The sequence below is a fragment of the Devosia chinhatensis genome, from assembly GCF_000969445.1.
Lineage (GTDB): Bacteria > Pseudomonadota > Alphaproteobacteria > Rhizobiales > Devosiaceae > Devosia > Devosia chinhatensis.
Genome location: NZ_JZEY01000054.1, coordinates 634,175 through 646,945, shown reverse-complemented (window position 1 = coordinate 646,945; position 12,771 = coordinate 634,175). Strand labels below are relative to the sequence as shown.

The 12,771-nt window shown below is 64.1% G+C and carries 11 protein-coding genes; 2 read left to right on the top strand and 9 right to left on the bottom strand.

The annotated features are described in order from the left end of the window. Nucleotides 1-31: 31 nt before the first annotated feature. From VE26_RS03240 to ccmI, 5 genes are all read right to left on the bottom strand, one after another. Complete coding sequence (locus VE26_RS03240) at nt 32-1,567, bottom strand: Do family serine endopeptidase (protein ID WP_046103745.1); 1,536 nt, start codon at nt 1,565-1,567, stop codon at nt 32-34. 127 nt (nt 1,568-1,694) lie between these two features. Then, nucleotides 1,695-2,153 (bottom strand): cytochrome c-type biogenesis protein, encoded by a 459-nt coding sequence (locus VE26_RS03235; RefSeq protein ID WP_046103744.1) that lies wholly within the window; start codon nt 2,151-2,153, stop codon nt 1,695-1,697. Further along, a complete protein-coding gene (locus VE26_RS03230) occupies nt 2,150-4,123 on the bottom strand; it encodes a heme lyase CcmF/NrfE family subunit (RefSeq protein ID WP_046103743.1) in 1,974 nt (657 codons plus the stop codon). Before VE26_RS03230 ends, VE26_RS03235 begins: the two co-directional genes overlap by 4 nt. Continuing rightward, nucleotides 4,120-4,563 carry a cytochrome c maturation protein CcmE gene (gene ccmE, locus VE26_RS03225; protein ID WP_046104954.1) on the bottom strand — a complete coding sequence of 148 codons (444 nt, stop codon included), beginning with the start codon at nt 4,561-4,563 and terminating at the stop codon, nt 4,120-4,122. The genes VE26_RS03230 and ccmE overlap by 4 nt, the downstream gene beginning before the upstream one ends. Before the next feature lie 29 nt (nt 4,564-4,592). Next, nucleotides 4,593-5,705, bottom strand: a complete 1,113-nt coding sequence (gene ccmI, locus VE26_RS03220; RefSeq protein WP_152658696.1) for a c-type cytochrome biogenesis protein CcmI — start codon at nt 5,703-5,705, stop codon at nt 4,593-4,595. 105 nt (nt 5,706-5,810) lie between these two features. On the opposite strand from ccmI, the gene VE26_RS03215 reads away from it, so the two are divergent. Together VE26_RS03215 and VE26_RS03210 are read left to right on the top strand one after the other, a co-directional pair. Further along, entirely contained in the window at nt 5,811-6,884 is a 1,074-nt protein-coding gene (locus VE26_RS03215; protein ID WP_152658695.1) for an FAD-binding oxidoreductase/lyase, read from the top strand. Further along, the gene (locus VE26_RS03210) at nt 6,881-8,845 is read left to right on the top strand and encodes an FAD-dependent oxidoreductase (protein ID WP_046103740.1); all 1,965 of its coding nucleotides are present in this window, start codon (nt 6,881-6,883) and stop codon (nt 8,843-8,845) included. The genes VE26_RS03215 and VE26_RS03210 overlap by 4 nt, the downstream gene beginning before the upstream one ends. Here VE26_RS03210 and VE26_RS03205 read toward each other — a convergent pair. From VE26_RS03205 to VE26_RS03190, 4 genes are all read right to left on the bottom strand, one after another. Then, on the bottom strand, nt 8,842-10,059 hold the full coding sequence (locus VE26_RS03205) for a hypothetical protein (RefSeq protein WP_152658694.1): 1,218 nt from the start codon (nt 10,057-10,059) through the stop codon (nt 8,842-8,844). The genes VE26_RS03210 and VE26_RS03205 overlap by 4 nt on opposite strands. 81 nt (nt 10,060-10,140) lie before the next feature. After that, complete coding sequence (locus VE26_RS16960; RefSeq protein WP_052715626.1) at nt 10,141-10,620, bottom strand: RT0821/Lpp0805 family surface protein; 480 nt, start codon at nt 10,618-10,620, stop codon at nt 10,141-10,143. Between the two features lie 60 nt (nt 10,621-10,680). After that, entirely contained in the window at nt 10,681-12,060 is a 1,380-nt protein-coding gene (locus VE26_RS03195) for a sensor histidine kinase (RefSeq protein ID WP_046103738.1), read from the bottom strand. Nucleotides 12,061-12,095: 35 nt separating this feature from the next. Continuing rightward, nucleotides 12,096-12,755: a response regulator transcription factor gene (locus VE26_RS03190; protein WP_046103737.1), complete on the bottom strand. Its 660-nt coding sequence runs from the start codon at nt 12,753-12,755 to the stop codon at nt 12,096-12,098. Nucleotides 12,756-12,771: the final 16 nt, after the last annotated feature.

Here is a 12,771-nt window from a genome sequence, read left to right as displayed (position 1 = left end):
CCCGGAGCGAAAACTCCGGGGCCGATCCAGTTTACTCGGTGATCGGCAGGCCGATGAAGCGGGCTTCACCGTCGCGGGACACCTTGACCAGGGCCGTATTGAGGCCCTTTTCATTGACGCCGGCAATGGCCTGATCGAAATCGCCGGCAGTCTGGACTACCTTGTTGTCGACTTCGAGCACCACGTCGCCGGTGGCGATGCCGCGCTGGCCAGCCACACTGTCCTGCTCGACGTTCTGGACCAGAAGACCGCCCGAGCCATCGCCATTGGGCACAAGCGTCATGCCGAGGCTCGTCGTGGCCTCAGGCAGGGCCTGGGGCGGGGTCGGAGCGGTCTGGTCGGGCTGGGCCTGTGCGGTCTCGTCCAGCTGGACCAGCTGTACCGAGACAGTGGTTTCAGCGCCGTCGCGCCAGATGGTCAGCTCGACGGTGGAGTCGGGCGCCTTGCCGGCGATGGTGCGGCTCAGGTCGAGAGCATCATCGATCTGGTCGCCATCGACCTTGAGAATGATGTCACCCGAGCGGACACCGGCAGCGCCGGCGGGGCCATCTTCAGTCGGTTCGCGAACGATAGCGCCACGAGCATTGGGCAGACCCACGCCGTCGGCGATGTCGCGGCTGACGTCCTGGATGGAGACGCCAAGATAGCCGCGGGTCACCGAGCCATCCTCGATCAGCTGGGTCACGATCTGCTGGACAGTCCGTGCCGGGATGGCAAAGGCGATGCCGACATTGCCGCCGTTGGGCGAATAGATGGCGGTATTGACGCCCACCACTTCACCATTGCTGTTGAAGGCCGGACCGCCGGAATTGCCGGTGTTGACGGCAGCGTCGATCTGCAGGAAGTCGCCATAGCTGGAACCGCCGATATTGCGGCCCGAACCGGAGATGACGCCGACCGTGACGGTGCCGCCAAGGCCGAACGGGTTACCCACGGCTACCACCCAGTCGCCCACGCGGCTGGCTTCTTCTTCAAAGGTCACGAAAGGCAGATCGTCACCCTCGATCTTGAGCACGGCGAGGTCGGTGCGCTCGTCGGTGCCGATGATTTCAGCGACCTGCTCGCGACCGTCATCGAATACGACGGTGACTTTGGTGGCGTCCTCAACGACGTGGTTATTGGTGACCACATAGCCATCTTCGGAGATGATGAAGCCCGACCCGGCTGCCATGAACTGGCGCGGGCGCGGCTCACCGCCATCAGGGCGACCCTGGCCGCCGGGACCACCGAACTGGTCAAAGAAGTCGCGGAATGGGTGATCCTCGGGCAGATCGGGGAAATTAAACTCGAAATTGAAGTCGCGGCCGCCGCGCTGGACAGTACGGCCAGGTGCTTCAGCTTCGACGCGGATGGATACGACCGCGGGCTTGACCGCCTCGACCAGGTCAGCGAATCCCTGCTGCACCGAGGTCTGGGGCACGACGATCTGCGCGGCGTTCTGAACCTGCGCGTTGGCGGCTTGGCCGGTCATCACGAAAGCGGTGGACACACCGCCCACGCCGACCAGAAGCGCCAGCGCCGAGGCGCCGAGCCAACGACTTGTACGCGAGAGTAGAGTCGAACGCATGGGAACCAGTCTCCTTCGAATAAGCTCTCAACAGCTTGTGCCGTACATATGGAACGACGCGCCTTTCTGTGAAGTTGCGCCGACATTAAGCTTTGGCAATGTTGCAGGCGAGATTGCGACCGGTTTGTTACCGATCGGTGTCGGCAAGCTCATCGAGCGCCGCCTGCTCCTCCGCGGAGAGACTGGAGGAAGCAGCCGGCGTCTTCCGGCGACCGGCCAGCCACAGGCCGAAAAGTCCTGCCGCCAGCAGGCCCGGCGCGGCGATCCACAGCAGGATCGTGTGTGGACCCATGCGGGGGTTGAGCAGCACATACTCGCCATAACGGTCGACGATATACTGCTCGACCTCATCGTTGCTGTCGCCGGCAATCAGGCGCTCCCGGACCAGTAGGCGCAGGTCCCGCGCCAGATCGGCATCGCTGTCGTCGATCGACTGGTTCTGGCAGACAAGGCACCGCAAGCCGGCCGATAATTCGCGCGCCCGCGCCTCGAGTGCGGGATCGGGTAGGATTTCATCCGGGCCGACGGCGCCGACGGGGCCGGGCAAGAGCAAAAGGAAGCACAGGACGAGGGTGCGCCAATTCATTCAGCGGCCTCCGGCGTCACCCGTCTGGCGCGTTGCGGAGCCCCGATCCGCAGCCGCCGATCGGTCAGCGACAAGACGCCGGCGCCGGACATGACGAGACAGCCAATCCAGATCAAGAGAATATAGGGCTTGTGCCAGACGCGAATGACATGTGTGTCGTCGAGCGGCTCGCCGAGCTGAAGATAGAGCTGGGAAAGGCCATAGGTCTGGATCGCCGCCTCCGTCGTCGGCGTTCCACTCGCCACGTAGATCCGCCGCTCCGCGTCCAGCCTTGCCGTCTGCCCGCCCGGCGCCGTAACGGTGAAGATGCCGGTATCAGCCATGTAATTCGGCCCTGGGATTTCCTCGAAACTGTCGAAAGCGATCTGATACCCCGCCAGCTCGGCCGTTTCGCCTGGGTTGAGCGTGGTCACGAGCTCAGTTTCCCAAGCCGTTACCGAGACGATGCCCAGAACCGTCAGCCCGAGCCCAAGATGGCCTATGGCCGTGGACCAGATGCTCTTGGGCAAGCCGACGAGACGTCGCAGGCTGTCGCCCAGCGGGATGCGGCCCAGCCGAGAGCGTTCGATCAGCTCCGCCACCGATCCCAGGCTGACCCAGAAGCCGAGCAAGAGGCCGAGCGGCACGAGAGAAATGGACACCCCGCCCAGGGCAGAAATCAAAACCGTCAGAAACACTGCAAGGCCGGCCATGCCCAGAAGGCGCTGGCCGGCGGCGACGAGATCGGCGCGCTTCCATGCCAGAAGCGGACCGAAAGGCAAAACCAGCAGCAAGGGCGCCATCAGCGCGCCGAAGGTGAAGTCGAAGAACGGCGCGCCCACGGAAATGGTCGTGCCGGTCAGGGCATCGAGCAGAAGTGGATAGAGCGTGCCCACGAGAACAGCGCCGATGGCCGTGGCCAGGAACAGATTGTTGAGGATCAGCGCGCCTTCCCGGCTGATCGGCGCGAACAGGCCGCCCTGACGCAAAGCCGGGGCCCGCATGGCGAACAGCAGGAACGCGCCGCCAATCAGCACGCCGAGGATCGAGAGGATCACCAGACCCCGCGTTGGGTCGCTGGCGAAGGTATGCACCGATGTCAGGATGCCGGAACGAACTAGGAAGGTGCCCAGAAGCGAGAGCGAAAAGGTGATGATCGCCAGGAACACTGTCCAGATCTTGAGCGCATTCCGCTTTTCCATCACCAGGGCCGAATGCAGCAGGGCGGTGCCGGCAAGCCAGGGCATGAAGCTGGCATTTTCCACCGGGTCCCAGAACCACCAGCCGCCCCAGCCGAGTTCGTAATAGGCCCAGTAGGAGCCCATGGCGATGCCCAGCGTCAGAAAGACCCAGCTCAGCATGGTCCAGGGCCGGACCCAGCGAGCCCAGGCCTGGTCGATGCGTCCCGAAATCAGCGCCGCCACGGCAAATGAAAAGCAGATCGAGAAGCCGACATAGCCGGCATAGAGCAGCGGCGGGTGAATGGCGAGGCCGATATCCTGCAGGATCGGATTGAGGTCCGCGCCCTCGAGCGGGGGCGCGGCTAGCCGCTCGAAAGGATTTGAAGTCACCAGCGTGAAGCCGGCAAAGGCTGCAGTCAACAGGCCCTGGGCCCCCAGAACCAGATTGGCAAGGTCGGCTGGCAGCGATCGCCCGAAGGCGGCGACCATGGCCCCGAACAGCACAAGGATGAGAATCCACAGCAGCATCGAGCCTTCATGGTTCCCCCAGACCCCGGAGATCTTGAAGATCAGCGGCTTGAGCGAGTGGGAATGATTGGCCACCAGCGCGACGCTGAAATCGGAGACGATGAAGGCATTGGTGATGGCCGCGAAGGCCAGCGCCACCAGGACGAACTGCAGGATAGCCGCCTGCCCCAGCATCATGGCGAGCCGCTCCCCGCGACGCCAGAGCAATAGCCCCCCAAGCGCAGAAACCAAGGCAATGGCAAAAGCCAGGATCAGAGCGAAATGGCCAAGCTCGATGCTCACTGCCCGGCACCCTCCGGACGCCATTCGCCTTGGGCCTTGAGGGCGTCCACCACTTCGCGCGGAATATAGTTTTCGTCGTGCTTGGCCAGCACGTTGCTGGCCATGAACTGTCCATCGTCGTTCATGCTGCCTTCGGCCACCACGCCCTGCCCTTCGCGAAACAGGTCAGGCAGGATGCCCCGGTAGACGGCGACGATTTCCTGCCCGCCATCGGTGATGGTGAAGGTGTTGTCCTGCCCGGCGCGGGTCCAGCTTGCTTCCTTGACCAGGCCACCCAGGCGGATCGGCTGGCCGGCCGCCACCTCCCGCGCCACCACGTCACTGGGAGAGTAGAAGAACAGGATCTGGTCGCGAAGCGCGAACAGCACGAGCCCGGTGGCGATCATAACGACGACCGCCAGTCCGGCAATGATGGTGAGGCGCTTCTGCTTGCGGGTCATGCCTTTGCGGCGGGCGGCGGCCTGAACGGTCACTGCGTTCCTCCATTCAAGGTCAGGCCCGCGCTCAGCGCGAGCGTATCGAGTTCACCACGATCGAACGCGGCGGGATAGGCCGCAATTGCGGCGTCATAGGCCGATTGCGCTTCTTCGAGATCGCCCAGCACGATGTAGGACTGGACCAATTGCGTCCATTCCTCGACGCTTCCGCCCTCTGCCGCAAGGCGCCCAGCGAGACCACCCACCATGGACTGGATCATTTCGGCCTGCTGGCCCGCAAGATTGTCGGTGCCACCGGCCTCGGCAACAGCCAGCCCCTCGCGCGCCGCCGCCAGCCATGGCTCATCTCCGCCGGCCAGCCCTATGGCCTCTCGCCAATACGTGCCGGCCGTTTCGTAATCGCCGGTGCGCATGGCTTCGGCAGCGAGATAGAGCCGCGCTCGCACATTGGCAGGATCGGTCGCTGCAACATTCCGCAGGAGATCGAGCGCCTCGTCGGAGCCGCTGCCGCCAGCATCCAGGAGAAGGGCCTCAGCCAGATCGGTTTCGACCTCAGCGCTGGGCGCCGAAAGCGCCAGCACCTGCCGGTAGGCGTTGACGGCATCGCCATAGCGACCCGTTTCCACGTAAGCCGGGGCGATGACCGTCCAGCCACGAACATCGTCCGGGGTCTCGGCAAGCCGGGCTTCGATCTGGGCGATGGCATCGCCCAGGCTGATGCTTTGTGCGACGATTTCGGGCCGTTCCGCGAGCGGCTGCGCAGGCATGTCAGGACTACCCAGGATCGCATAAAAGCCGAACGCGATGGCGGCAACGCCGGCCAGGCCCGCCAGTTGCAGCCCACGGCCGAGATCCCGACCCTGTGCGCCGGCCATTCTGCCTTTGGACCGCAGCATTTCCCTTGCCAGCTCAGCCTTGGCGGCCAACGCCTGGTCAGCCTCAAGCTTGCCACTTGCAAGGTCGGCATCGATCCCGGCAAGGAGCAAGCGGAAATGGCTGTTGGCATCTTCTGTTTGCGGCTCGGTCGCGTTGACCCCGCGCCCGGCTGCCGCGTAAAACAACACGGCGCAGGCAATTACAGTGATGGCTATGGCGATCGACCAGAAAATCATCGGCCCCAGATGCTCGTGTGCTTCGCGCGACAAGGCAGGGTTCTCTATAAGCCGAATGCGGCGAAAAACCACCAAAACAGAGCGTGAAACCTCGGACGCATTGCCACAGGGACCGCTCGCCGCAGGCCGATGCGCCGCATGAACAATCCGATCGCCGACTTTGCCGTCATCGGTTCCAACTCCCTCGCACGGCTGGTGGCGGGACTACTTGCAGGAACGCATAAGCGGCGGGTCCTCTTTATCGGAGCAAGCCAGGCCAGCTACCGGCTCGAGCGCTCGATGGACCTTTCCGCAGCGCCGATCACGCGGCCGGAAACCTGGTCGCTGTTGAGCGAGGGCACCGCTGAAACACTTCGCCTTCTTGCACGCATCGTGGGGCGAGGCGCCTTTCGCCGCATCGATCCGATTCTGACCGCCAGCACCCCCAGAGCCGAGGAGGCGTTGTCTCATATCCGGCACATGGCCATGGAATTTGGCATCGCCACCGAGCCGACTGCGCCTGCGCGACTTCCCTCCAACCATGTGGGCGTGGCCTTTCGAGATGCCGTCTGCCTCCAAAGTAGCTGGATCGAACCAGGCCTCGACGCGTGGAACGACAAGGTTGGCGTCGAGCGCATTGCAGCAGAGAGCGTTTTCGTCGATGAGGATGGCTCCGTGCGCGTCATCGTTCGTGGCGAGGAGCGCATGGCCCGGCAGGCCGTTCTGGCCGACGACCAATCCATCATCGCACACTTGCCGCCGGGGCAATGGCCGGCGCTGCTTCAGCGACGCCCTGCCGTGGCACTGATGACTGCGCCCCTTAGGCCCTTGCCCACCCCAGTTCTTCTGGACATCGGCCTTGGCCTTTATGTTCATCAGCAAACTGAAGGCGGCATTGCGCTTCACGGGCCGGGCGATTTCAGCAAAGCCAGGCGGCAGCTGGAGGCCATACTTGGTGGTACCCTCGCCAGCCGGGTGGGGCAGTCCATGTTCCAGCAATTGGCCACGAGCGACGGCGCACCAACCTTTGGACGGGTCGCGAAAGCCGGTGCGGACGTTATTGCCAATACGGGTTCGATCGGCGCTTTCCTCGCGCCGGCCCTGGCCCGCTGGCTGGCCGGTGAAGCAAAGACGCATGAGGCGGAATGGTTTGGCAGAAGGCTGATCACACGTGATGTCTCGACCAATCTCGTCAGCGAATTCGCATCCGCCCCCGGGATCTCCGCGTCATGAAGGACAGGGTCAATCGCCTGCCCGCCGAGCAGGCCGGAGCATTCGCCGGCGCTGCCATCGATCGTTCGCAGCCTATTGCTTTCCGCCTCGATGGCCGACGGATCTCAGGCTTTGTCGGGGATACTGTCCTGAGTGCAGTCCTGGCCTCCGGCGTCGATACATTGGGTGAGGGAGACTGGCCGGTCGGCCTTACGACCCGGACCGCCCCTGCAATCCAGCCCGCTGGGGCGGCATCACAACCGCTCGACTATCTGCCGATGGATCGCACTCCCGCAGTTGACGGCGCTGACTTCGTGACGCTTGGCGCGGCGCGTCGATATCCCTTTTCCCGGTTTCTTCCTGCTGGCCGGTCGCTTGGCGTCGATGTGACGCTTTCGCGCGACGCCAACCGGCCTTGGCTCGGCGCCGAAGCGGTCGCGGCAGAGCCGGTCGATCTTATCGTGGTGGGCGGCGGCGTTTCCGGCATGGAGGCCGCGCTTGTGGCAGCGAAGTCCGGGCTTTCCGTACTCTTGGTCGAAAGGTCTCGGCAATTGGGCGGCCATTCAGGCCTTTTCGGCCGACAGGATGACGAGCACTCGCCGCAAGCCGACATCGACCGACTGCGCACTGCCATTTCTGCCAGCGACGGAATCGCGGTCATGGTGGGCAGCGAAGCTTTCGCGGTCCACTCAGGCCTTGTGCGTGTCCACAGGGCCGAGCTGCCCCGTGGGAGCGTGATCGATGTACGGGCCCGTCATATCGTGCTTGCCACCGGCTCGCGCGAATTGCTGCCTGTCTTCGACGGCAATCGGCTTCCGGGGGTCATGGGCACGCTCGATGCCCATGGTCTGGCCTCCCACTACGGGATCTGGTGCGGCCGTTCGGCGCTTTTTGCCACCACCAGCAGCGCAGCCTACCGCCTAGCCATGCAGGCAAGCGATGCGGGTATCGCAATTCCTCGCATCCTCGAAGCGAGAGCGACAGCCAGCTCGCGCTTTATCGCCTTCAGCCGCGCCTATGGCATGATCCAGATGCCGGCCACTTCGGTAGAGATGGTCAGCCCGTCAAGGCGAGGCAGGAACCTTGTCGTCACGCCGACAGGTCCGAACACCGATCCGCTCTCGGCGGACGCGCTTATTGTCTGCGGCGGCTGGCAGCCGGACCTGTCCCTTTGGCACATGGCTGGCGGCTCCAGCCTCTGGCAGTCATTGCGCCATCGTCTTGAACCCGTCGGAAACATCGACGGCATTGCCCTGGCCGGCAGCGCTGCCGGCTACTTTACCCGCCGCGGCTGTATCGAAAGCGGCCGCGACGCCGTCGACCACCTGCTTGGCCGGACGCGCAAGCCGGTGACCGATCCCGTGATCGATGTTCTCCACGAAAGCGCCGATGGCCCTCTGCCGGTCAGTCCGCATCATGACGGCGCTCCAGCCTATCTCGACGCCGAGCGTCTGATGGCGCGACCGCGTCCTGCGCGTCGTCACCTGGCGAACCTTTTCGGCCACAAGCGCAGATCAGGCACCCCCTCCCTTGCCGATGCGGCACAAGCATTGGACATCACCGATGTGGTGGCCGGCATAGCGCTCGGCCTCGTGCCGGAAGATGCTGCGGGCATCGTGGCACAGGAACGGGTTGCCCTGGTGTCGCTGGGTGGAGGGACCGCCGAACGCAAATCGACCAATGGGGACGTGCCGCCAGCCGACGAGGTTCCAACCTACCTTTCGGGCCGCTATGGCGGTGATGCGACCCTCATGCGGATTATTCCCTCGGAAACCCGGCGGCTCAGCACAGGCGCCCTCATCTACCGCAATTCCGATATGGTCGGTCCGACCCATTCGGTTGGCGTGGTGCTGCGCGCCTTGGGTGACCATGCAATTGCGCTGGTGCAATCGGATCTGGCTTTGCCCGAGCTTGCTGTAACCGTGCGGGATCAGGGGCGCGCCATCTCAGCGAAAACAGCCGATCTTGGGGACAGCCGCTAGTTGCGTCGTTCGGCGGCGAGACGCGCGCGTTTCAGCGTCTCGGCGTATTCGCTGTTGAAGCGCACTTCGGCCATTTTGATCGCTGCGTCGAGCCGCTGGCCGGTCAACGGGTCGCCAGGCAGCTGCCGCGCCAGATCGAGATTACGCTGGATGTGCATTTCCAGAGCCTGCCCTGCCTGGCTCCACACCTGGTCGAGAACGGCATTGAGCGCGAGGGAATCGCGGCAATCCCTGACGGCCGAGAGAAGGTACATCCCGTTCATCGCCGCTAGCATGCGGTCATTGTCGATGCGGTCTCCGCCTTCACGAGGGCGCCGCATGGCCTGGTTGAGATCGGTGACGACTTCCTTGAGCCGGGGCTCGACCCGGTCCGAGACCAGCTTGGTAATGCTTGCCAAAATTTGGGTGGCGCGGCTGCCGCGCTCGAACTCGACATATCCGGTGAGCGCGCGCACGAGCCGGTGAAAGCGGTCGAGGCTGCGACACGCCATGTCGATATCTGCAAAGGGCCCGGCCAGTTGCAAATTGTGCAGCTGGTTTTGCGCATGGGCGAGATAGGCATCGATGAGGGGCGCAAAGCCGGCGCGAGAAATGGCGCCCTCACGGGCATTGCCAGTGAGCTTTATAACTGACGAAATCAGTCTGGTCGGATTGGCGACCTGGCCCGCAGCCGCATGGAACAGCAGGGCTGCCATCTGGGCGTCATTGAGCGGCATGGACTGCAGCGCGACGCCAAGGGCGCCGTCCTCGGCAATGGAATTGACTGCCTTGCCGAAGCTCTGGGCCTTAAGCAAAAGCGACCGCGCCCGCAGGCCGGCCAGCACGACCGTCAGCTCGTCGCGAGCATTGTCGCGGCCGAACTGCGCCCGAAAGCGCCGCATGGCGTCATGGTCGCGGTCCACCGCGTCGACCGCCTTTTTGGCCCGCAGCAGAATTTCGGGCATGGCAGGCTCGAGCTCGGCGGCCCTGAGGCTGCCCGAATTGAGGCCATCCTGGGAAATGAGGTCGGGACAGAGATCGCGCGTCACCCAGGTCCAGGCGGCGTTGGCACCCTCGCGCACCACTGATCCTGCAAAGGCGAAATGGATCGGCTCGTCGACAAGGATCGGGTCGATCATCCCGCAAAAAGGCTTGCCGGCGGCCAGTACAGAGCGCGCCGATGCCCTGACGGCAGGGGGTGCAGCGGCAGCGATAATGGGGGCGGGCTGGCTCATCAGGGCTCAGTATAGGGTCGACGTCACCATCGACCCTACAGCTGTGCGGTAAACAATCCTTTTCGGATCGCGCTCTTAAGGTCAGGCTGCGCCCTGCACCACGTTCCAGTTGCCGTTCTGCTCGCGGCAGGCCGTGCCCTTGCGGACGTAGTCGGTGCCGCCAAGCTTGACGGTGTGGGTGAAGTCCCGACAATCGAGATTGTTCACGCGGACATAGGGGCCCACGGCGACCGAGCCGGTGGTGCCGGCATCGCCTGCCCATTGGCGCGGGGCGCCGGGACGGCCGAACTGGAGGGCGTAGAACTGCGCGCTATTGGCCTCGTTGGAATCCTTGGCCGTCATGCGGGTCAGCGCGGCCGGATCGACGAAGCCATTGGCGATGCTGGTGGTCAGACGGGCGGTCTGAACGGTCTGAGCCGTGCTGGGCATCATCGGCTGGGCGATGACCGGCTGCGCCTGGACGGGAGCCTGTGCCACATTCGTCGTCGTCGTACCGGTGCTGGAGCAGCCGGCAAGCGCCAGGGCAAGGATCGGAAGAGCAAGGAGCGTCGAACGGTTCATCTGTTTGGCCTTGTTTTGCGGTCGAAACGGTAAGTGTTGTCGTATTGCGGCGAAAGTGCGTCAGAGCGTCGGGGGGCGCGCCGGACTGCCCAGTCTGGCCGTCGGCAGGCGCAGCTCCACCAGCAGGCCGCCCAATTGCGACCGCTTCAATTCCAGACTTCCGCCATAGACATCAACCAGTTCCTTGACGATATCCAGACCAAGGCCCGTTCCAGGCGTTTTCTCGTCCAACCTGACGCCGCGGCGCAACACTTTGCGGGCATCGTCTTCCGAAAGCCCTGGCCCGTTGTCCTCGATGCGAACCAGTAACTGGTTGCCCCTGCCCCCCGTTTCGGCGGCAAGGGTCACGCCCACCTGGCCTTTCGACCACTTGCAGGCATTGTCGAGCAGATTGCCGGCAATTTCTTCGAGGTCCGCCTCGTCGCCCCGGAACCAAGGCAGGGACGCTTCGGGTCGGTGAAAGTCGAGAGTGACGTCAGGGTGGATCTTGCCCATGACCCGCACCAGCCGCTGCATGATCTTGTCGGCGTCGGCCTTCTTTCCCACGACCGAGGTTCGCGCCGCCAGCCGCGCCCGCTCCAGATAGGCCGATACCATGCTGCTCATCTTTTCGGTCTCGGTCGAGACCACGTCGGCCAGCCCGCCCTGGCTCGCCTTTGATTCGTTGCGCAGCACGGCCAGTGGGGTCTTAAGCCCATGGGCAAGATTGCCCACCTGATTGCGTGCCCGCTCGATAATCTGGGCATTGGAGCGGAGCAGCTCGTTGACCTCCTCCGCCAGCGGAGCAATCTCGGTCGGATAACTCCCAGAGACCTCTGCGCTGTCGCCCTCCCGCACCGCCTCCACGGCTGCGCTCAGCCGCGCGATGGGTCGCATGGCGATGCGTGCGACGATGGCGCTCATCACGGCCAGCATGATGCCCACGGCGCCGAGTACGATAAAGGCCTGGCCGCGGAAATCATCGACCAGCTTGAGGATTTCGGTGAGATTGCCCGCCACCGTGATGCGGTAGCTATCGTCGCCCAGGGTGACGACGCGCTCGACCATGCGCAATTGGGTGCCGAAGGGATCATTGATGATCTCGGTGCTGCGGCCCATCGCGTCGGCAGCAGCGCCCACCGCCTGCAGGTCGATGCCCACCACGGAGGTGGAGAGGTTGACGAGCCGCCCCGATCCGTCGCGAATGATCCAGTACCACCCCGAGCGTGGCCGCTCGAACCGCGGATCGGCCAGCGCAATCTCCGGACTTTGTGGATCGCGTTTTTCCAGCAGGGCGCCGGTCAGGCTTTCGACGTGGAAGTCCAGTGTCTGGGTCAGGGTGGTGTCGAGCGCGCGCGAATATAGGTCGGTCAGCAGCACGCCGGTCGTCACCAGCGCCAGGATGAGCCAGCCGGCAGACAGCCAGAACAGCGATGCGGCGATGGACCCCTTACGCAACATGGGCGCGCCCCCCGGGCACCGGCACCATCAGATGCTCAATCCCCGACGATCTGATAGCCCAGCCCCCGAACGGTCTGGATGCAATCTTCCGGCAGCTTCTTACGCAGCCTTCCGACGAACACTTCGATAGTGTTGCTGTCGCGGTCGAAATCCTGATCGTAGAGATGCTCGGTCAGTTCGGTGCGCGAGATCACCTTGCCCTTGTGATGCATCATATAGCTGAGCAGGCGCAATTCATGGCTCGTGAGCTTGACGGCCTGGCCGTCCACCGTCACGCGGCCGGAGCGTGCATCGAGGCGCACCGGACCACAGACGATCTCGTTGCTCGCATGGCCGGCGGCACGACGCACGAGCGCGCGAACGCGGGCGAGCACTTCCTCCATGTGGAAAGGCTTGGCGACATAATCGTCCGCACCGGCATCGATGCCCTGGACCTTGTCGCTCCAGCGATCACGGGCCGTCAGCAGCAGCACCGGCGTGGTGCGCCCGGCGCGACGCCACTCCTCGAGCACGGATAGGCCATCCATCTGCGGTAGGCCAATATCGAGAATAACCGCGTCATAGGGTTCAGTGTCGCCGAGGAAGTGTCCCTCCTCCCCGTCGAAGGCCACATCGACGGCGTAACCGGCTTCAGTCAGCGCATCCTTGAGCTGACGGTTGAGATTGACATCGTCTTCAACGACCAGAATTCGCATTGCCCTGCCCCCGCCG

Excerpts from the sequence above, each read along its gene's own strand:
- VE26_RS03210 (WP_046103740.1), top strand. The coding sequence starts at position 6,881 with ATGAAGGACAGGGTCAATCGCCTGCCCGCCGAGCAGGCCGGAGCATTC.
- VE26_RS03215 (WP_152658695.1), top strand. The coding sequence starts at position 5,811 with ATGAACAATCCGATCGCCGACTTTGCCGTCATCGGTTCCAACTCCCTC.
- VE26_RS03235 (WP_046103744.1), bottom strand. The coding sequence starts at position 2,153 with ATGAATTGGCGCACCCTCGTCCTGTGCTTCCTTTTGCTCTTGCCCGGC.
- VE26_RS16960 (WP_052715626.1), bottom strand. The coding sequence starts at position 10,620 with ATGAACCGTTCGACGCTCCTTGCTCTTCCGATCCTTGCCCTGGCGCTT.
- VE26_RS03195 (WP_046103738.1), bottom strand. The coding sequence starts at position 12,060 with ATGTTGCGTAAGGGGTCCATCGCCGCATCGCTGTTCTGGCTGTCTGCC.
- VE26_RS03240 (WP_046103745.1), bottom strand. The coding sequence starts at position 1,567 with ATGCGTTCGACTCTACTCTCGCGTACAAGTCGTTGGCTCGGCGCCTCG.
- VE26_RS03205 (WP_152658694.1), bottom strand. The coding sequence starts at position 10,059 with ATGAGCCAGCCCGCCCCCATTATCGCTGCCGCTGCACCCCCTGCCGTC.
- ccmE (WP_046104954.1), bottom strand. The coding sequence starts at position 4,563 with ATGACCCGCAAGCAGAAGCGCCTCACCATCATTGCCGGACTGGCGGTC.
- VE26_RS03190 (WP_046103737.1), bottom strand. The coding sequence starts at position 12,755 with ATGCGAATTCTGGTCGTTGAAGACGATGTCAATCTCAACCGTCAGCTC.